Below are 19,982 nucleotides of genomic sequence, written 5' to 3'. Positions count from 1 at the left end.
CGCACCCCGCCCGCATTTCTTGCTTTATTGGGGCATCGATTTGCCAATTTGGGACATCGCCAAGACCACGCTTCCCGCCGCCGCCACGCGCCGCAAGAATCCGTTCCATACAGCCCCACACACCCCAGGAGACGCACCATGAACCAGGCCATCCGCTTCCACGAGACCGGCAGCGCCGACGTGCTCAAGCTCGAACACGTCGAGGTCGGCGAGCCCGGCCCGGGCCAGGCGCGCGTGCGCCACAGCCTCATCGCCGTCAACTTCATCGACATCTATTTCCGCACCGGGCGCTATCCGCTGGCGCTGCCCAACGGGCTCGGTTCCGATGCCGTGGGCGTGGTCGAGGCCGTGGGGCCGGGTGTGACCGACATCCGCGTGGGTGATCGTGTGGGCTACCTCATCGGGCCGCAGGGGGCGTATTCGCAAGTGCGTGTGATGCCCGCCGATGTGTTGATCCCGCTGCCCGACGGCATCTCGGACCGTACCGCCGCCACGCTGATGATGAAGGGCATGACGGCGCAGTACCTGTTCCGGCAGGTCTATCCGCTCAAGGGTGGCGAGACGATCCTGTACCACGCAGCCGCGGGTGGTGTTGGCCTCATCGCTTGCCAGTGGGCGCGGGCGATGGGCGTCACGATGATCGGCACCGTCAGCACCGACGAGAAGGCCGCCGTCGCCAAGGCCAACGGCTGCACCCACACCATCGTGACCTCGCGCGAGAACATCGCCCAGCGCGTGCGCGAGATCACCGACGGCAAGGGCGTTCCCGTCGTTTACGACTCGGTGGGGAAAGACACGCTGGAGGCCTCGCTCGATTGCCTGCAGCCGCGCGGCACGCTCGTGAGCAACGGCACGTCTTCTGGCGCCGTGGTCCTCGACACCAAGCTGCTGGCGGCGAAGGGCTCGATCTGGCTCACGCGGCCGGCGATGGTGCACTACATCCACCCGCGCCCGCACATGCTGTCGATGGCCGACGAACTGTTCGACCACGTGCTGGCCGGCCGCATCGTGAGCGAGCCCCAGCAGAGCTTCGCACTGGCCGACGCGGCCGAGGCGCACCGCGCGCTCGAAGGCCGCAAGACCACCGGCGCCACTGTGCTCGTGCCCTGAGAACTGCCACGTGCGGACTTGCGATGTCCTCCCTGGTCCGCGCGGCAAGCCTCACCCACTACCGCGAAGTCGCCCGCGCCAGCGGCCTCGACCCGACCCGCATGCTCCTGGACGCCGGCCTGAGCCCCCGCGTGCTGGACGAGCCCGACCTGATGATCCCGGTCGACCGCGTCGCCGCGCTGCTGCAGGCTTCGGCCGAGCGTTCGGGCAACGACAGCTTCGGGCTGTGCATGGCCGAGGGGCGGCGGCTGTCGAACCTCGGGGCCGTCGGCCTGCTGGTGCGCGAGCAGCCGACGCTGCGCGATTCGCTCGACGTGCTGATGCGCTACCAGCCGCTGCTCAACGGCTCGCTGTCGCTGATGGTCGAGGCCTTCGGCCAGGTGGTGGTCATCCGCGAGGAAGTGCAGCCCGGCAAGGCGCACCGCGCCACGCGCCAGCGCATCGAACTGGCGCTGGGCGTGATGCTGCGCCTGCTGCGGCAGTTTCTCGGCACCGACTGGCAGCCCCGGCGCGTGTGCCTGGCGCACCCCGCGCCGCGCGACCTGCGCACGCACCACCGCGTGCTGGGCGCGGCCGTCGCCTTCGACCAGGACTTCCACGGCATCGTCTGCGCGCGCGACGACCTGGACGCGCCCAACCCCGCGGCCGACCCGGCCATGGCGCGCTATGCGCGGCAACTGCTCGACGCGGCAGCGCCTGCGCCCGGCGACGCGCTGCCGGGCGACGTGCGGCGCGCGGTGCTGCTGCTCCTGCCCAGCGGGCGCTGCAGCATCGCGCAGGTGTCGGCGCACGTGGGCGTGGAATGCCGCACGATCCAGCGCCGGCTGGCGGACGACGGCCAGAGCTTCTCGGCCATCGTCAACGACGTGCGCAAGGAGCTCGCCGTGCGCCATGTGCTGGAGGGCGACCGCCCGCTGGCCGAGGTCGCGGGCCTGCTGGGCTTCTGCGCGCCCAGCGGGCTGTCGCGCTGGTTCCATGCGCAGTACGGCTGCAGCGCGAAGGCCAGCCGCGCGCGGCGGGGGGCGCCGCGCCGCGCTTCGGCCTCGCGCGATTGACGTGGAGAATCGGGCCCGTTCTTCCCTCCACGAGCACGAACGAGCCTTGGCCACTTTCCCGCCCCCCGATGCGAGCGGCGCCCCGCGCGACCTGCTGCTCAAGGTGACGCCGCCCCGTGTCCCGCGTCACCTGGTCTCGCGCGCGCGGCTCCTGTCGAGCGCCGACGCGCTGCGCGACCACGCGGTGTGCGTGGTGCAGGCGCCCTCGGGTTTCGGCAAGACCTCGCTGCTGGCGCAATGGCGGCTGGAGTACCTGGGCCTGGGCGTGCCGGTCGGCTGGGTCTCGGCGCAGAGCCAGGACGACCCGGGCCGGCTGGTGCAGAGCCTGGCGCTGGCGCTGCGCGTCGCCATGGGGCGCCCCGCGTTCGGGCGCAGCCTGTTCCAGGACGACCGGCCCGGCACGCTCGGCAGCGTCACGGCGCTGCTGGCCGAGCTGGCGCAGGCGGCCTTGACCGTGGTGCTGGTCATCGACGAGGCCGACCGCCTGCCGCCGGCCTCGCGCGAGGCGCTGGCCTACCTGCTGCGCAACGCGCCGCCCAACGTGCGCACGCTCATTGCCACGCGCCCCGACGGCCGGCTCGACATCGAGGACCTCGTGGCCTACGGGCAGTGCGTGGAGATCGGCCCGGCGCTGCTGAAGTTCAGCCTCGACGAGACGCTGCAGCTGGTGCAGGCGCGCTTCGGCGCGCGCGTCGACCGCAACACCGCCGCCCGGCTGCACGAGCTGACCGAAGGCTGGCCGCTGGGCCTGCAGCTGGCCACGACCATCATCGCGCGCGGGGCCGACGCGCACGCCGCGCACACGGTGCTGGGCGACATGACGGCCGCCGCTGGTGAGCTGCAGGGCGAGCTGGTGCGGCTGCTGCTGGTCAACCTCGACCCCGACGACCGCGACTTCCTGGCCCGCATCGCCGTGCTCGACCTGCTGCACCCCGAGCTGTGCCGCGCGGTCTCCGGCGTCGACGACGCCGCGGCGCGGCTGGCGCGGCTGAGCAACGACACGCCGGTGTTCGCCGCCGCCGAAGGGGGCGAGTGGCTGCGCATGCATGCGCTGGCGCGCGACGTGCTGCGCCAGCGTTTTGCCGCGCTCGACGCCGCCGAGCAGGTGGCGGCGCATGCGCGCGCGGCGCAGTGGCTGGCCGCGCACGAGCTGCTCGACGAGGCCGCCCACCACGCGCTGAGCGCGGGCCAGCACCAGACCGCCTACGAGCTCGCGGAGCGCAGCCTGTACGAATCGCTCATGCGGCGCGGCCGGCAGGCCACGGTGCTCGAATGGATGGCGCAGATGCCGGCCGACGAACTCGACCGCCGCCCGCGCCTGCTGCTGGCCGCGGCATGGACGCTGGCATCGAGCGAGCGGCATGAAGAAGCCGGCCGCTTCGTGGCGCGCATCCTGGCGCAACCCGATGTGAGCGACGCGCTGCGCTGCGAATGCGCACTGATCCTCGGCGGCGCCGCCGTGTTCGCGGACGACCCCGACCGCTTCGTCGAACTGCACGCGCCCTGGACCGAGGCCGTGCCGCTGACCGACCCGCTGCTGCTGCAGTCGCATGCCAATCGCATGGCCTACCGCGCGCTGCTCGAGGGCGAGCCGGCGCTCGCGCGCCTGCGCCAGCAGCAGGCCCTGCGCGGGCACCCGGGCCACGGCGTCGACTACATCCGGCGCTGGAGCGAGCTGGTCATCGGCCTGAGCTATGCGTGGGAAGGCCAGGTGCTGCTGGCCGAGCAGCTGCTGCGCCCCGCCGTGGCCGGCGCCGAGGCCGAGATGGGTCGGCGCCACCGCTTCAGCTGCAACCTGGCCGCGCTGCTCGCGTCGGTGGCCTGGGAGCGCGACCTGCCGGGCGACGCCGCCACGCTGCTGGCCGACCGCCTCGACGTGCTGGAGCACAGTGGCCTGCCCGAATCGCTGCTGCAGGCCTACCGCACGGCGGCGCGCATCGCGGCGGCCGAAGGCGCCGAGCACCGCGCGCTGGAACTGCTGGACGCGCTGGACGCGGCCGGCGCCGCGCGGCGCCTGCCGCGGTTGCGCATCGCCAGCCTGGCCGAGCAGGTGCGCCTGCATGCGCAGCGCCACCGCGCCCAGACCTGCCGCGAACTGTGCGAGCGCATCGACGCGCAACTGGCCGACCCCGCGCTGCCGCAGGGCCCGCTGTGGCGGCGCAGCGTGGAAGCATTGCGCGACGTGGCGCGCGCCCACGCGGCCATCGCCGCGCGCGACTGGCCCGACGCCCTCGCGAAGCTGGCGCGTGCCGACGAACAGGCGCGCCAGCGCAAGCAGGGCGGCCTGCACATCGAGCTGCTGGGCCTGCGCGCGCTGGCGCTGGAGCGCTGCGGCCAGCCGGCGCAGGCGCTGCTGCGCGAGGCCATGGACCTGGCGCGCGCCTACGGGCTGCAGCGCGTGTTCTCCGACGCGCACCCCGAGCTGGGTGCCTGGGTCGGCACGTTGGCGGCCGAGGGCGCGCAGGCCGAGATCGCGGTCGCGCCCCTTGCGCCCGCCGTGCCGCCGGCACCCGCGCCGGCAACACCAGCGTCGCCCGGCGCCGTGCTCACGCCCAAGGAGGGCGAGGTGCTGGTGCTGCTGGCGCGCAACCTGTCGAACAAGGAAATCGGGCGCGCCATGCAGGTGGGCGAGACCACCGTCAAGTGGCATGTGAAGAACCTGTTCGCCAAGCTCGACGCCGGCACGCGCACGCAGGTGGTGCAACGCGCGCGCATCCTGGGGCTGCTCGCCGCCGGGCACTGAGGGCTCGCAGCCAGGCACCGAGGGTTTCTCCCTCCCCTCCAGGGCCGTCTCCCCCTCCTGCGAGGAGGGGGCGCGCGCAGGGGCCCCGACCTATTCTTGCTTCCAGCACGGTCACCGCCGCAAAGACACAGCGGCACTCCCCGACCGGCACAGGAGACAAGACAATGGGTTCCACGATCCAGCCAGGCCTCTCGAACGGGGCCCCCGCCGTGCACACGCGCGGCATCCAGGTCCACCCCGTGACCTGCGCCATCGGCGCCGAGCTGCGCCACGTGTCGCTGGCCGAAGCCTCGCGCGACGCCGGCCTGGCGGCCGAGATCCGCGCACTGCTGGTGCAGCACAAGGTGCTGTTCTTCCGCCAGCAGGAACTCACGCGCGCCGAGCACGTCGCCTTCGCCCGCCACTTCGGCGAGCTCGAGGACCACCCCGTGGTCGGCAGCGACCCCGAGCACCCGGGCCTGGTGCGCATCTACAAGAACCCCGAAACGCCGGTCGACCGCTACGAGAACAGCTGGCACACCGACGCCACCTGGCGCGAGAAGCCGCCCTTCGGCTGCGTGCTGCGTTGCGTCGAGTGCCCGCCGGTGGGTGGCGACACCATGTGGGCCAACATGGCGCTGGCCTTCGAGAAGCTGCCCGCGCACATCCAGCAGCAGATCGCCGGGCTGCGCGCGCGCCACAGCATCGAGGCCACCTTCGGCGCCGCGATGCCGATCGAGAAGCGCCTGGCGCTGAAGGCCCAGTTTCCCGATGCCGAGCACCCGGTGGTGCGCACGCACCCCGACACGGGCGAGAAGATCCTGTTCGTCAACGGCTTCACGACCCACTTCACCAACTTCCACACGCCGGCCAACGTGCGCTACGGGCAGGACTACCAGCCCGGCGCCGCCCTGCTGCTGGCCTACCTCGTGAGCCAGGTGCAGATCCCCGAGTACCAGGTGCGCTGGCGCTGGCAGCCGGGCGACGTGGCCATGTGGGACAACCGATCGACCCAGCACTACGCGGTCATGGACTACCCGCCCTGCCATCGAAAGATGGAACGCGCCGGCATCGTCGGCGACGCGGTCTTCTGAGCGGGCACGTCCTGCGCCCTCTCCCTTCCTTCTTCCTTTCTCCCGAGGTCCTGCCATGAACTTTCTCGACGGCCATCTGTTCCCCGAAAACCAGCAGCCGCTGGTCATCACCGCCGCGCCCTACGCACCGTCGTGGGTGCCCGCCGACTTTCCGGAAGACATTCCCGTCACCATGGAGCAGCAGATCCAGAAGGCGGTCGATTGCTACAACGCCGGCGCCACCGTGCTGCACCTGCACGTGCGCGAACTCGACGGCAAGGGCAGCAAGCGGCTGTCGAAGTTCAACGAGCTGATCGCTGGCGTGCGCAAGGCCGTGCCCGAAATGATCATCCAGGTGGGCGGCTCGATCAGCTTCGCACCCGAGAGCGAGGGTGCCGCGGCCAAGTGGCTGAGCGACGACACGCGCCACATGCTGGCCGAGCTGGAGCCCACGCCCGACCAGGTGACGGTGACCATCAACACCTCGCAGATGAACGTGGTCGAGCACTGGGACGACGCCGACACCCGGGGCACCTCGATGGAAGACCCCGAGGTCTACCGCGCCTACAAGGAAATGACCGTGCCCGCGCAGCCGGGCTGGGCCGAAGAGCACATCCGCCGCCTCACCAAGGCCGGCATCCAGAGTGCCTTCCAGTGCTACAACATCAACAGCTTCGACTCGGTCGAGCGGCTGATGCGCCGCGGCGTCTACAAGGGCCCGCTGGTCATGAACTGGGTGGCCATCGGCGGCGGCATGGACGTGCCCAACATCTACAGCCTGGCCAACTTCGTGCGCGCCGTGCCCGACGGCGCGGTGCTCACGGTGGAAAGCTCCATGCGCAACGTGCTGCCGGTGAACATGATGGGCATTGCCATGGGCCTGCACGTGCGCTGCGGCATCGAGGACAACCTCTGGAACCAGTCGCGCTCCGCCAAGATGGGCACGGTGGCGCAGGTCGAGCAGCTGGTGGCCATCTCGCGCCAATTCGGCCGCCCCATCGCCACCGCCAAGCAGGCGCGCGAGATTTCCAAGATCGGCGTGTTCTACGACACCGTCGAGGAATCGCTGGCCGCCAACGGCTTCGCGCCGAACCGCAACGGCGCGCAGCAGGGCTTCCTGCGCAAGGCGGCCTGAGCACCCCCCACCCCCGGCACCAGAACACCTGGAGACATCGCGATGAAAAAAACCCACAACATCCTTCGCCGCCTGAAGCCCTGGGCAGCCGCCCTGGCCGCCGCGCCCCTGCTCGCCCATGCCTGGACCACCAAGCCGGTGCGGATCGTGGTGCCGGCGCCCGCGGGCGGCACCATGGACGTCGTGGCCCGCGTGTTGTCCGACGCCATTTCGGCCGAGATCGGGCAACCGGTGATCGTCGACAACAAGCCGGGCGCCGGTGGCGCCATCGGGGTGCAGGCGCTCAACAGCGCGCCGCCCGACGGGCAGACCATCATGTTCATGGTCAGCAACATCCTCACCGAGATTCCGCTGGTGATGAAGACCAGCTTCGACCCGGTCAAGGACGTGAAGCCGGTGACCATGGTGGCGCGCTCGGCGATGGTGCTGGTGAGCGCGCCGTCGGTGCCAGCCAACGACCTGAAAGGCCTTATCGCCTACCTGAAGACCGGCAAGGGCAGCCCGGGCAGCTACGCCTCGTACTCCGCGGGCACCAGCTCGCACTACGCCGGCGCCATCTTTGCCCGCAAGGCGGGGCTGGACCTGCAGCACGTGCCGTTCCCGGGCTCGCCGCCGGCGCTGCAGAACCTGATGGGCAGCCAGGTCGACATCCTGTTCGACGGCATCGTCACGTCGCTGCCGCTGATCAAGGCCGGCAAGGTGAAGGTCTTCGGGGTCGGGGCCAAGACCCGGCTGGCGCAGCTGCCGGACGTGCCCACGATGGCCGAGCAGGGCTTCGACGAGATCGACTTCTCGAACTGGGCCGGCGCCATCGTGTCGGCAAAGATGCCCGACGACCTCGTGAAGCGGATCAATGCGGTCCTCACGAAGGCCGCCTCCTCGCCGAAGGTGCGGGAGCGGCTCATCGCGCAGAACTTCGTGCCGATGACCAGCGAGAGCCCCGAGCAGCTCGCGAAGATCACGCATGACGAGTACGAGCGCAACGCGCGGATCGTCAAGACCTACAACATCCAGCTCAACCAGTGAGGGCGCAGGCCGACATGACCGCTCCCACCGTCCTCATCGTTCCCGGCCTGCGCGACGCCGTCGCCAGCCACTGGCAGACCCTGCTCGCCGCACGCCTGCCGCGCGTGCGCGCGGTGCCGCCCATGGGCCGCGACGACCTCGACTGCGCCGCGCGCGTGGCGGCCATCGAGCGCGAGGCGCAGGCGGTCGAGGGGCCGCTGGTCGTCGTGGCGCACAGCGGCGGCGTCGTGATGCTGGCGCACTGGGCGCAGCGCACGCGCCGGCCGGTGCGCGGCGCGCTGCTGGCCACGCCGCCCGACTTCGAGCGGCCGATGCCCGAGGGCTACCCCAGCGTCGAGGCCTTGCGCGCCGGCGGCTGGCTGCCGGTGCCGACCGGGCCGCTGCCGTTCCCGAGCATCGTGGCGGCCAGCCGCAACGACCCGCTGGCGCCCTTCGATCGCGTGGTGCAGATGGCGCAGGGCTGGGGCAGCCGCCTGGTCGACCTCGGCGAGGTCGGCCACCTCAACCCCGCTTCGGGCTACGGCGAATGGCCGGGCGCGCAGGCCTTCATCGACGAACTCTCGGCGGACTGAGCCTTTCTGCCCGCCCTTCCTACCGAAAGAAATTCCCATGGTCCAAGCCATCCGCTTCCACGAGACCGGCAGCGCCGACGTGCTCAAGCTCGAACACGTCGAGGTCGGCGAGCCCGGCCCCGGCCAGGCGCGCGTGCGCCACAGCCTCATCGCGGTCAACTTCATCGACATCTATTTCCGCACCGGGCGCTATCCGCTCGCACTGCCCAACGGGCTCGGTTCCGATGCTGTGGGTGTGGTCGAAGCCGTGGGGCCGGGCGTGACCGACATCCGCGTGGGCGATCGCGTGGGCTACCTCATCGGGCCGCAGGGGGCGTACTCGCAGGTGCGTGTGATGCCGGCCGATGTGTTGATCCCGCTGCCCGATGGCATCTCGGACCGCACGGCCGCCACGCTGATGATGAAGGGCATGACGGCGCAGTACCTGTTCCGGCAGGTCTATCCACTGAAGGGTGGCGAGACGATCCTGTACCACGCAGCCGCAGGCGGTGTCGGCCTCATCGCCTGCCAGTGGGCACGCGCCATGGGCGTCACGATGATCGGCACCGTGAGCACCGACGAGAAGGCTGCGGTCGCCAAGGCCAACGGCTGCACGCACACCATCGTGACTTCGCGCGAGAACATCGCCCAGCGCGTGCGCGAGATCACCGACGGCAAGGGCGTGCCCGTGGTCTACGACTCGGTGGGGAAAGACACGCTCGAGGCTTCGCTCAACTGCCTGCAGCCGCGCGGCACTTTGGTGAGCAACGGCACCTCGTCGGGCGCCGTGGTCGTCGATTCGCAGGTCCTGGCGGCCAAGGGCTCGATCTGGCTCACGCGGCCCGCGATGGTGCATTACATCCATCCGCGCCCGCACATGCTCAGCATGGCCGACGAGCTGTTCGACCACGTGCTGGCCGGCCGCATCGTGAGCGAGCCTCAGCAGAGCTTCGCACTGGCCGACGCGGCCGAAGCGCACCGCGCGCTCGAAGGCCGCAAGACCACCGGCGCCACCGTGCTCGTGCCCTGAGGTTTTCATGACCGCCTTGTCTGTCGCCGCATGGCCGGCGCGCGGCCGCCTGCTCTTTCCGGGCGTGCTCGCCTGCGCGGTGGTCGCCGCCGCGTCCACCTTCTTGTCGCAGCACTACGGTGCGCCGGTGATGCTGTTCGCGCTCATCCTCGGCATGGCGATGAACTTTCTTTCGGCCGAGGGCCCGTGCAAGCCCGGCATCGAGTTCACCGCGCGCCACGTGCTGCGCTGGGGCGTGGCGCTGCTCGGGCTGCGCATCACGGCCGCGCAGGTGGTGGCGCTGGGCTGGCACCCCGTACTGCTGGTGGCGGTGTCGCTGGTGCTGACCATCGGCGTGTCGATGGTCGTGGCGCGGCTGATGGGCTTCAACGTGCTGTTCGGCCTGCTCAGCGGCGGCGCCACCGCGATCTGCGGCGCCTCGGCCGCGCTGGCGCTGGCCGCGGCGCTGCCGCCGCATCCGCTGAAGGAACGCGCCACGCTGTTCACGGTGGTGGGCGTGTCGGCGCTGTCGACGCTCACGATGATCGCCTACCCCCTGATCGCGCGCGCCCTCGGCATGGACGAACACACGGCCGGCGTGTTCCTGGGCGCCACCATCCACGACGTGGCGCAGGTGGTGGGCGCGGGCTACGGCATGTCGCAGGCCACGGGCGACACGGCCACGCTGGTCAAGCTGATGCGCGTGGCGGCGCTGCTGCCGGTGATCCTGTTCGCCGTGATGTTCACGCGCGCCACCGGCAAGGCCGTGGGCGGCCAGCGCCCGCCGCTGCTGCCGTGGTTCGCGGTGGCCTTCGCCGCGCTGGTGGCACTCAACAGCACGGGCTGGCTGCCGCCCGTGCTCACCACCGCGGGCAGCGACCTGTCGCGCTGGTTCCTGGTGGCGGCCATGGCCGGCATCGGCATGAAGACGCAGCTGCGCGAGCTGGTCGACGTGGGCCTCAAGCCGGTGGTGCTGATGGTCGGTGAAACCGTCTTCATCGCCGCGCTGGTGCTCGCGCTGCTGCGCTGGGCGCCCTGACACGCGTTTCGAATCCCGACGACGACACACACCTACAACAACCAGGAGACAAGACCATGAAGAAGAAGACCCTCATCGCCGCCGCGGCCGCGACCCTCGCGGCCGGCGCGTCCCTCGCCCAGTCCTCGCTCACGCTGTTCGGCGTGATGGACGCGGGCGTGAGCCACTACCGCACCACCAGCAGTTCGTACAACCCGCTGCGCCCGGCCGAGCTGCGCCAGAGCCAGACCGTGCTGTCGCCCTCGGGCAATGCGTCCAGCCGCATCGGCTTTCGCGGCACCGAGGACCTGGGCGGCGGGCTGGCCGCGAGCTTCTGGCTGGAGGCGCCGCTGAGCAACGACACGGGCAGCGGCATCACGAACTTCGGACGCCGCTCCACGCTGAGCCTCAGCGGCCCCTTCGGCGAAGTGCGCCTGGGCCGCGACTACACGGCCTCGTTCTGGAACGACGCGGTGTTCGACCCCTTCAGCGTCAACGGCGTGGGCACCAACCTGATCGCGGTGGTCAACAGCAACATCGCGGCCTCGCGCGCGCTGGCCACGGGCGGCCTGCTGAACGGCGGGCTCTCGGCCGGCACCGACAGCTACCTGCGCACCAGCAACGCCATCAGCTACTTCCTGCCGCCGAACCTGGGCGGCTTCTACGGCCAGGTGCAGTACGCGCTGCACGAGAACACCAAGGTCAGCAACACGCCCGACAGCCCCTCGCAGCGCGGACGCTACGTGGGCGGGCGCATCGGCTGGGCCAGCGGCCCGGCCGACGTGGCGCTGGGCTACGGCGAGAGCACGCTGGCCAGTGCCGCCGCGCAGAGCGAGAAGATCAAGAGCCTGAACCTCGGCGCCTCGTACGACTTCGGCGTGGTGAAGGTGTTCGGCGAATGGTCGCGCGTGCGTGACGTTCGCCACAGCGCCACGCCCTTCGCCAACGGCACGCTGCGCCTGAGCGACCGCTACGACGGCCTCATGGCCGGCGTGAACGTGCCGCTGGGCGCGGGCGTGGTGCGCGCCTCGTATGCGCGCGTGCGCTTCGTCAACGGGCTGGGCCTGCCCGACGGCAATTCGTCGGTGAACAAGCTGGCGCTGGGCTACGTGCACAACCTCTCCAAGCGCACGGCGCTGTATGCCTCGGTGGCGCGCATCCACATCGCCAACGGCCGCAACAACCCGACGGTGATGGGCGTGACGCCGCTGGTGCTGAGCCTGCCGGCGATCTTCCCGCAGCCGGCCTACGCGACCACGAACGGCATGCAGCCGCACCGGGCGCTGGGCTACGACGTTGGTATTCGCATGGCGTTCTGAGCGGTTGACGACAGCGGCGGCGCCCCCGCGCCGTCGCTTCGGTGTGGCACGATCCACGGATGCTTCAACCGTCCCGCCGCATCCCGTACCGCACCTGGCCGGGCGCGCTCGCGATCCTCCTGGCCATTGCCGCGTATGTCGGCGGCCTCACCTTCTGGAACAACCACACGCCCGGCAGCCGGCCGCTGCCCGCGGGCGAGACGGTGTCGGTCGCCCACGCGCGCTTCGAGCCCGCGCCGGGCTGGCAGATGGACGTGTCGCGCTCCAAGGCCGGCCAGTCGCTCATGCTCTTCAAGGGCGGCCACAAGTTCCTCGTGACCACGCGCCTGTGGATGGGCGGGCCCGACGGCCCGATGGTGCGCCAGCAGCGGCTCATGGAGCGCGGCCAGGGCCTGACCGTCGAAGGCGACGTGTCCGACTTCGTCACCGGCTGGGGCCTGCAGGGCAAGACCTTCGCCTACTACGGCGCCAAGCTCGCCGGCCGCTTCTGGCAGGTGGTCGACACGCCGCGCCGCTCGCTGGTGCAGATCGACGTGTACGGCCCCACCGACGGCTTCAACGAAGCGCTGGCCGACGCCCGCAAGATGCTCGACTCGATGGACCTGGAGGCACCGCTGTGAGCACCGCCACCGAAGCTCCCGTCGCGACCCAGGAAGACGCCGACTGGCCCATCGGCACCGACTCGTTCTTCCAGCCGCAGCGCGCCGCGTTCTGGCTGCTGGCAGCGCTGATCCTCAACGGGCTGTTCTATACCGTGTCGATGTTCTCGCTGGGCTTTCGCGTGGTGCCCGTCACCGCGCTGCTGGGCCTGCTGGTGTGGGGCGGCTACACGGCGGCCTTCGTGCTGTTTTTCCGCACGCTCGACCTGCTGGAGCAGCACCCGCCCGAAGCCTACGTGCTGGCCTTTGCGTGGGGCGGGCTGGGCGCGGTGTACTTCGCGGCGCCGGCCAACATCGCCATCCAGAGCCTGTGCGCCAAGCTGGTGTCGCCGGAGTTCGTGGCGGCCTGGGGGCCGGCCATCGCGGGGCCGATCACCGAAGAATTCCTGAAGCTCGCGGGCGTGATCCTGCTGGTGCTCATTGCGCGCAACCAGTTCGAAACGTACCTGTCGGTGCTGATCGTCGGCGCCATGGCCGGGCTGGGCTTCCAGGTGATCGAGAACCTGAGCTACACGGTGAACAGCGCCGTGAACTTCCCGCTCGAGAACCAGGTGTACCCGGTGCTCTACCACCTGCTGATGCGCGGGCTGCTGAGCGGGCTGTGGAGCCATGCGGCCTACACGACCATCGCCTCGTTCGGCGTGGCGTGGTTCCTGCTGAACCCGCAGCGCTCGATGGCGGCGCGCATCGGCTGCGCCCTCTTCTACTTCGCGCTGGCGTGGGCCATGCACTTCATCTGGAACTCGCCGCTGCTCGAGGACCGCTTCGACGACGGCTTTGTCGGCATCGCGCTGCTGCTCATCGTCAAGGGCATTCCGGTGGTGATCGCCGCCGCCTTCGTCTGGCGCGCCGCCGCGCGCGAGAACGGCACCTACCTGCACGCGCTGGCGGCCTACTTCGTGCCCGAGCGCGAGCTGATCCGCGACGACGAATGGGTGCGCCTGGGCGCGCCGCTGCTGCGCTACCGCGTGCGCCGCGACATGGGCAAGGAATTCGGCAAGCGCGCCCGGCGCCTGAAGGCGCAGCTGCAGCGCGAGCAGCTGCGGCTCATCCTGAAGGCCGGCACGCACGGACGCGGGCCGCAGACGCGGCGCCATGAAGTGGCGGTGCGCCGCCTGCGGGCCGAGCTCGACCTGCTCACCCGGCCGCAGGGCTGAGGGCCCGCTCCGCTTACTTCGCCGGCAGGTACAGGCGCGGATCGACGGCCTTGCCGCGGTAGCGGATCTCGAAGTGCAGCTTGGCGCGGCCGCCCTCCGCCGGGCCGATCTCGGCGATCTTCTGGCCGCGCTGCACGCGCTGGCCCTGCTTCACGCCCACGGTGCCCACGTTGGTGTAGATCGACATGTAGGAGCCGCCGTGGTCGACCATGATGACGCTGCCGTAGCCGCGCATCGTCTCCGTCGCGGCCACCGAGCCGGCGCCGATCGCGTGCACGGGCTCGCCGCTGCTGCCGCCGATGTCCAGGCCCTTGTTGCTGTTGCCGTTGAAGCCGGCGATGACCGCGCCTTGCGTCGGCCAGCCCCAGTCGCTGCGCCGCGAGGCGGGCGGCACCACGGGGTCGCGCTCGCGGGGTGCGGGCGCGGGCTTGGCTTTTTCGGCACTGCCGCCACCGCTGCTGCTGCGCGGCGGAGGCGTGGCCGCCCCGGTCGCGGCGCCGCCGGGCGGCACCACGCGCAGCACCTGCCCGGCTTCGAGCTGGTCGGGGTCCTTGATCTGGTTCCAGCGGGCGATCTCGGCCGTCGTCCGGCCGTGCCGCTGCGCGATGCGGTAGAGCGTGTCGCCCGTCTGCACGACGTACTCGCCGGGGCCCGCCACCGGCGTGCTGGGCGTGGTGGAGCATGCGCCCACCAGCAATGCCGCCGTCAACGCGGCGCACGCGCCCCATCTTCTCCCTGTCACAACCACGCGCTGAGTCCTTTCTGATTCATCCGGATCGCGCGACCTCGCGGGGCGAGGCGCGCCTGAACAATCCGGCAAGGCTACCAGCAGTCGTTGCGCGGACATTGCGTCCGCGGGAGCGCCCCTATTTCTTCGGCTGCAGCAGCTGCTGCAGGTTGGCCATGTTCTCGTTCAGGCGGTCCTGCACCACCTTCCAGCTGTTGTTGCGCGCCTGCGCTTCCAGCTGCGCCAGTTCGCGGAAATTGTCGACGGCCTGCTGCACGCCGCGCTGCGCGGCCTCGGCCTGTTTGGAGATCGCGTCCTTGCCGGTGGCGTCCTTCAGCGCGTCCTGCCACTGGGCCAGCGTGTCGCGCAGGATCTCGCCGCGCCGCTGCGCCAGCGACTGGATGCCTTCGTAGGCCTGCCGGTTGGCCTCGGCCAGCGCCTCCATGTCCTTGCGCTGCCACTCCACGAGCGCGCCGACGTCCACGCCGGGCAGCTTGAGCTGCTCGATCAGCTTGCTGAAGTCTTCCATCGACGGCAGCGCCGTGGGAAAGAGCGGGTTGGCGTTGGCTGCGGTCTTGCTGGTTGCCATGGATCGAATCTCCTTGTGTGAATGAAATGACGAGTAACAGGGAATCAGGCCGGCGCGAACTGCGTGCGCCCGGCGGCGGCGGGCCGCATCACGCGCAGCAGCACCACGCCGGACAGCAGCCACAGCCCGATCGCCAGGAACATGCTGTTGTCCGAACTGCCGGTGGCCGTGGTGATCCACGCGGTGATCACCGGCATCACGGCGGGCCCGAGGTTGCCCAGGCTGCTGATCAGCGCGATGCCGCCGGCCGCCGACTTGCGCGGCAGGTACTCGCTGATGGCCGCGAAGAAGATCGGCGTGTTGGCCGACTGGCCGATGCTCATCACCGCGAGACCCGCCAGCGCCAGCACCAGGTTGCCGCCGCTGAAGACGGCCACCAGCAGGCCCGCCGAGGCCAGCGCCACACAGAAGAAGAAGTGCTTGCGCCGCTCCAGGTGCTTGTCGGAGCTGCGTCCGACGAACACCATGCCGATGGCGCCGAAGACCGCCGGGATGGCCGACAGCAGGCCGACCATGAACACGTCGCCCACACCCCAGTTCTTGATGAGCGTGGGCACCAGGAACACCAGCGTGTAGTTGGCGCCGAGGAACAGGAAGTACACGAAGGCCATCGTGAACACCTTCGGGTCGCGCAGCAGCGCCCAGAACGAACCGTGCGAGGCGGTCTCCACCGCATGCGGCTCGTTGTCCAGGTGATGGCGCAGCGCGAGCTTCTCCGAAGGCGTGAGCCAGCCGGCCTGCTCGGGCTTGTCCTTCAGGTAGAAGAACGCGACGATGCCCAGCACCGAGGCCGGCAGCCCCTGCACCACGAACAGCCACTGCCATCCATGGTGGCCGCCCAGGCCGTTCATGTACTTCATGATCCAGCCCGACAGCGGGCCGGCCAGCAGGTAGCCGATGGCCGTGGCCGTCATGAAGATCGAGATCACCTTGCAGCGCCGCGCCGAGGGGTACCAGTAGGTGAGGTACAGGATGATCCCCGGGAAGAAGCCCGCCTCGAACGCGCCCAGCAGGAAACGCAGCACGTAGAACTGCGTGGTGGTCTCCACGAACATCATGGCCGAGGCCACGAGCCCCCAGCAGAACATGATGCGCAGCAGCGTCTTGCGCGCGCCGATCTTCTCGAGCATGAGGTTGCTGGGCACCTCGAAGAGGAAGTAACCGATGAAGAAGATGCCCGCGCCCAGCGCATAGGCCTCGTTGCTGAAGGCCAGCGTCTGCTTCATCTGCAGCTGCGCGAAGCCGATGTTGATGCGATCGATGAAGGCGACGATGTAGCAGAGGATCAACAGCGGCAGCAGGTGCCAGCTGACTTTCGAAAACAAAGCCTCGTCCGCCGCGTTGTACGGCGCGCGGGCGGGGACCTGCGCAGAAGTGGGGGTCATGGTCTTGCTTTCCTTTGAGGGTCGGTCGGTGAAGGAATCGGCGGGAAGGCTAGGCAGCGGCCGCGGCGCGCTTGCCCTTGGGGGGAGCGGCCGGCTTGCGCGGCGCGCGGGGCTTCTTGCTGGCGGGCGCGGCAGCCGCAGCAGCCACGCGCGGCTTGGCGGCGGCCGGCGCCTTCGCGCGGCGCGGGGCCTTGGCGGGCACGGCCTCGGCCTGCGCCTCTTTCGCGACCGCCGGCTTGGCCGCGCTCTCGACGCTGGGCAGCCGCTCGATCTGCCGCAGCGCCGCGCGCAGGTGGCCGATCAGCTCGTACGACTCTTCCTGCGACAGGATGCGGCGGCAGGCCGTGAGGCCGAAGTCGAGCGAGCCCGCGTAGCTCTGCACCGTGATGTTCAGCGCGCTGCCGTGGTACGGGATCGACACGGGGTAGAAGTGCATCATCCGCGCGCCCGCCACATAGAGCGTGGCGCCCGGGCCCGGCACGTTCGAGATCAGCACGTTGGCCGCGGGCGGCACGCGGCGCGCGAGGTTGGAGCGGCCGTACAGCGAGGCCAGGCTGGTCATGAGCCAGGGCGAGCCGGTGATCGGCATGTCGACGCCGAGCACGGGCTTGAGCTCGCGCACCACGGCCTTGGCCGCCTCTGACGAGGCATGGATCGCCTTGAAGCGCTCGGCCGCGTCGCCGATGTCGGTCGCCAGGTCCACGCGCACCATCGACACCTGGTTGTTCATCGAGTCGTCGCCCTCGGCGCGCAGGCTCACGGGCACGCCGGCGATCAGCGCTTCCTTCGGCAGCAGGTTGCGCTCCTTCAGGAAGCGGGCCAGCGCCTCGCTGCACATCGCCATCACGATGGTGTTGACGGTGCCGCCCACGCGCTTGCCCAGCGCCTTCAGTTCGTCGAAGGGCAGCGACATCGTGCTGTACGAGCGCTGGTTGGTGATGGCGTCGTTGAACATGCTCTTGGGCGCCATGCCCAGGCTCAGGCGCCGCTCGCCCTTGCCGGTCTGCTGGCTCGCCAGCACGCTGCCGGCCGCCGTGAGGGCGCGCGCGGCCGCCGGCAGCAGCTCGGCGAGCTTGCGGTACTGGCGCGCCGAGTTGGACACCGCCGCCTGCAGCAGCTCGGCCACGCCGAGCTGGTAGTGGCTGCCGCTGCCGCGCTTGCGGCGCGCGGGCGGCACCTCGCGCATCTGCGCCGTGGTGTCGTAGAGCACCTTGGCCAGCTCGGTGCCGGCCTTGCCGTCGACGCCGCTGTGGTGGGCCTTGGTGTAGAAGGCCACCTGGCCGTTCTCCAGGCCTTCGATGACGTACATCTCCCACAGCGGGCGGCTGCGGTCGAGCAGGCTGGAATGCAGGCGCGCCACGAGGTGGTGCAGCTGCTCCATGGTGCCGGGGCGGCGCAGCGTGAGGCTGCGCACGTGGTAGTCCAGGTCGATGTCGTCGTCGTCGATCCACACCGGCTCGGCCAGCTCGAAGGGCATCTGCGCGAGCTTGCGCGTGAGCACCGACGCCAGGTGCAGCCGCTTGCCCAGCATGCCCTTCACGTCTTCGTAGTAGTCGCCCCGGTAGCCCTCGGGCAGGTCCAGGAGCATGAGGCTGCCGACGTGCATCGGCGTCTCGGGGGTTTCAAGGTGCAGGAACGACGCGTCCATGCTGCTCAGGTGGTCCATGGCGTGGCCTCTTTCGTCGGTGGGATCGGTGGGAGTTCGGGAAGGGGTGCGCTCAGGCGGTGGCCGCGGCGACGGCCTGCTTGCGCAGCTCTTCGTCCACGAGGTCTTTCTTGGAGAGCTTGCCCACCGCCGTCTTGGGCAGCGCAGCGCGGATCTCCAGGGCCTGCACCATCTCGTGCTTGCCCACGCGTTCCTTGAGGAAGGTTTGCAGGGCCTTGATGTCGAAGGCCTCGGCGCCGGGCTTGAGCGTGACGAAGGCCTTGGGCGACTGGCCGCGGTATTCGTCGGGCACGCCGATCACCGCCACCTCATGCACGGCCGGGTGCTGGTAGATGGCCTCTTCGAGCACGCGCGGATAGACGTTGTAGCCGCTGCACAGCAGCATGTCCTTGCAGCGGTCGACGATGAAGACGAAGCCGTCCTCGTCCATGTAGCCCACGTCGCCGGTGCGAAAGAAGCCGTCGAAGGTGGTGCTGTCGGCCGTGGCCTCGGGCTTGTTCCAGTAGCCCTTCATCACGTTGGGGCCCTGGATGCACATCTCGCCCTTCTCGCCCAGCGGCACGTAGCGCGTGGGGTCTTCGAGGTCGAGCATCTTGATGACCACGCCCGGGTGCGGAATGCCGCACGAGCCCGCCTTGCGCTGGCCGTGCGCGGGCGAGAAGGTGCCGGTGGGCGACGTCTCGGTCATGCCCCAGCCTTCGGCCAGCCAGGTGCCGGTGATGGCGCGGAAGCGCTCGCCGACCTCCATCGGCAGCGGCGCACCGCCCGAGTTGCACAGCTTGAGCGAGTGCAGGTCGTACTGCGGCGTGTCGGGGTCGCCGATCACCGCGGTGAACATGGTGGGCACGCCGCAGAAGGTGGTGAGCTTCTTCTCGGCGATGTCGCGCAGCGCGGCCTTGGGGTCGAAGCGCAGGTGCTGCACGATCTCGGCCGCCAGGCGCACGCCCAGCAGCAGGTTGACCGTGAGCGCGTAGATGTGAAACGGCGGCAGCACGGCGAGCAGCCGCTCGGTGCCCATCTGCAGCACGGGCGGCGTGCCCGACTGCGTGATCACCACCTGCTCGCAGGCCGACGACAGGTTGGCGTGCGTGAGCATCGCGCCCTTGGGCAGGCCGGTGGTGCCGCCCGTGTATTGCAGGATGGCCAGCGCCTCGCGCGGGTCGCCGATGGGGTGCGGCGTGTAGCGGCCGTCGTTGTCGAGCAGTTCGGAAAAACGCAGGTGGTGCTCGTCGCCGGAGATCTCGACCGTTTCGTTCTTCGCCTTCATCTGCGCGGCCACCTGCTCGGGCGCGCCCGTCATCTCGGCGAGGTTGCCGACGATGAGCTTCTTCAGCCGCGTCTTGCCGAGCATGGCGGCCATCTGCGGGTAGAGCGCGGCCAGGTCGAGCGTGATGAGGAAGTCGGTCTGGCTGTCCTCGATCTTGTGCTCGAGCACCTTCGCGGCATCGAGCGGCGAGTAGTTGACCACCGTGCCGCCCGCCTGCAGCACGCCGAACAGCGCGACCAGGTAGTGCGGCGTGTTGGGCAGGAACAGGCCCACGTGCACGCCGGGGCGCACGCCCAGGGCCTGCAAGCCCTTGGCGGCGCGGTCGACCAGCGCGCCGAGCTCGCGGTAGTTCAGCCGCTTGCCCATGAAGTCGATGGCCGGCCGGTCGGGAAAACCGGCCACGGCGTCGGCCAGGATCTGCTGGACCGAGGTGGGCGTGATCGCGTGGTCCCACGCCACGCCTTCGGGGTAGGAAGCCAGCCAGGGCTTGCTGTTCATGTGCGTCTCCAGGAAG

The 19,982-nt window shown here is 70.2% G+C and carries 17 protein-coding genes; 12 read left to right on the top strand and 5 right to left on the bottom strand.

Going from position 1 to position 19,982, the window contains the following annotated elements; all coding sequences use genetic code 11:
* Positions 1-138 precede the first annotated feature (138 nt).
* From VHAB30_RS00770 to VHAB30_RS00715, 12 genes are all read left to right on the top strand, one after another.
* Complete coding sequence (locus tag VHAB30_RS00770) at positions 139-1,110, top strand: quinone oxidoreductase family protein (RefSeq protein WP_159275478.1); 972 nt, start codon at positions 139-141, stop codon at positions 1,108-1,110.
* A gap of 23 nt (positions 1,111-1,133) precedes the next feature.
* Entirely contained in the window at positions 1,134-2,165 is a 1,032-nt protein-coding gene (locus VHAB30_RS00765; RefSeq protein ID WP_159275477.1) for an AraC family transcriptional regulator, read from the top strand.
* Between the two features lie 46 nt (positions 2,166-2,211).
* Positions 2,212-4,908 carry a helix-turn-helix transcriptional regulator gene (locus VHAB30_RS00760; protein ID WP_159275476.1) on the top strand — a complete coding sequence of 899 codons (2,697 nt, stop codon included), beginning with the start codon at positions 2,212-2,214 and terminating at the stop codon, positions 4,906-4,908.
* 224 nt (positions 4,909-5,132) lie between these two features.
* Positions 5,133-5,981: a TauD/TfdA dioxygenase family protein gene (locus VHAB30_RS00755; protein ID WP_159278246.1), complete on the top strand. Its 849-nt coding sequence runs from the start codon at positions 5,133-5,135 to the stop codon at positions 5,979-5,981.
* A gap of 55 nt (positions 5,982-6,036) precedes the next feature.
* Entirely contained in the window at positions 6,037-7,095 is a 1,059-nt protein-coding gene (locus tag VHAB30_RS00750; protein ID WP_062482971.1) for a BKACE family enzyme, read from the top strand.
* 42 nt (positions 7,096-7,137) lie between these two features.
* Positions 7,138-8,121: a tripartite tricarboxylate transporter substrate binding protein gene (locus tag VHAB30_RS00745; protein ID WP_070062061.1), complete on the top strand. Its 984-nt coding sequence runs from the start codon at positions 7,138-7,140 to the stop codon at positions 8,119-8,121.
* Between the two features lie 14 nt (positions 8,122-8,135).
* Positions 8,136-8,693 (top strand): RBBP9/YdeN family alpha/beta hydrolase, encoded by a 558-nt coding sequence (locus VHAB30_RS00740; RefSeq protein WP_159275475.1) that lies wholly within the window; start codon positions 8,136-8,138, stop codon positions 8,691-8,693.
* Between the two features lie 37 nt (positions 8,694-8,730).
* Positions 8,731-9,702 carry a quinone oxidoreductase family protein gene (locus VHAB30_RS00735; RefSeq protein ID WP_159275474.1) on the top strand — a complete coding sequence of 324 codons (972 nt, stop codon included), beginning with the start codon at positions 8,731-8,733 and terminating at the stop codon, positions 9,700-9,702.
* 7 nt (positions 9,703-9,709) lie between these two features.
* Positions 9,710-10,720: a YeiH family protein gene (locus tag VHAB30_RS00730; protein ID WP_159275473.1), complete on the top strand. Its 1,011-nt coding sequence runs from the start codon at positions 9,710-9,712 to the stop codon at positions 10,718-10,720.
* A gap of 56 nt (positions 10,721-10,776) precedes the next feature.
* A complete protein-coding gene (locus VHAB30_RS00725) occupies positions 10,777-12,018 on the top strand; it encodes a porin (RefSeq protein ID WP_159275472.1) in 1,242 nt (413 codons plus the stop codon).
* A gap of 59 nt (positions 12,019-12,077) precedes the next feature.
* Entirely contained in the window at positions 12,078-12,638 is a 561-nt protein-coding gene (locus VHAB30_RS00720) for a hypothetical protein (RefSeq protein ID WP_095746625.1), read from the top strand.
* Positions 12,635-13,834: a PrsW family intramembrane metalloprotease gene (locus VHAB30_RS00715; protein WP_159275471.1), complete on the top strand. Its 1,200-nt coding sequence runs from the start codon at positions 12,635-12,637 to the stop codon at positions 13,832-13,834. The genes VHAB30_RS00720 and VHAB30_RS00715 overlap by 4 nt, the downstream gene beginning before the upstream one ends.
* Before the next feature lie 13 nt (positions 13,835-13,847).
* On the opposite strand, the gene VHAB30_RS00710 is transcribed toward VHAB30_RS00715, so the two are convergent.
* The 5 genes from VHAB30_RS00710 to VHAB30_RS00690 all read right to left on the bottom strand — a co-directional run bounded on the left by VHAB30_RS00710 (position 13,848) and on the right by VHAB30_RS00690 (position 19,966).
* Positions 13,848-14,525, bottom strand: coding sequence for a peptidoglycan DD-metalloendopeptidase family protein (locus VHAB30_RS00710; protein ID WP_235926374.1), 678 nt, complete (start codon positions 14,523-14,525; stop codon positions 13,848-13,850).
* A 175-nt stretch (positions 14,526-14,700) separates the two neighbouring features.
* Positions 14,701-15,150 (bottom strand): TIGR01841 family phasin, encoded by a 450-nt coding sequence (gene phaP, locus VHAB30_RS00705; protein WP_139702675.1) that lies wholly within the window; start codon positions 15,148-15,150, stop codon positions 14,701-14,703.
* 44 nt (positions 15,151-15,194) lie between these two features.
* Complete coding sequence (locus VHAB30_RS00700) at positions 15,195-16,535, bottom strand: MFS transporter (RefSeq protein WP_159275470.1); 1,341 nt, start codon at positions 16,533-16,535, stop codon at positions 15,195-15,197.
* Positions 16,536-16,584: 49 nt separating this feature from the next.
* Complete coding sequence (locus VHAB30_RS00695) at positions 16,585-18,201, bottom strand: wax ester/triacylglycerol synthase family O-acyltransferase (RefSeq protein ID WP_159275469.1); 1,617 nt, start codon at positions 18,199-18,201, stop codon at positions 16,585-16,587.
* Between the two features lie 52 nt (positions 18,202-18,253).
* Positions 18,254-19,966, bottom strand: coding sequence for a long-chain-fatty-acid--CoA ligase (locus VHAB30_RS00690; RefSeq protein WP_159275468.1), 1,713 nt, complete (start codon positions 19,964-19,966; stop codon positions 18,254-18,256).
* Positions 19,967-19,982: the final 16 nt, after the last annotated feature.

The organism is Variovorax boronicumulans (assembly GCF_009811375.1).
Lineage (GTDB): Bacteria > Pseudomonadota > Gammaproteobacteria > Burkholderiales > Burkholderiaceae_C > Variovorax > Variovorax boronicumulans.
This window is presented reverse-complemented; position numbering and strand designations above follow the sequence as displayed.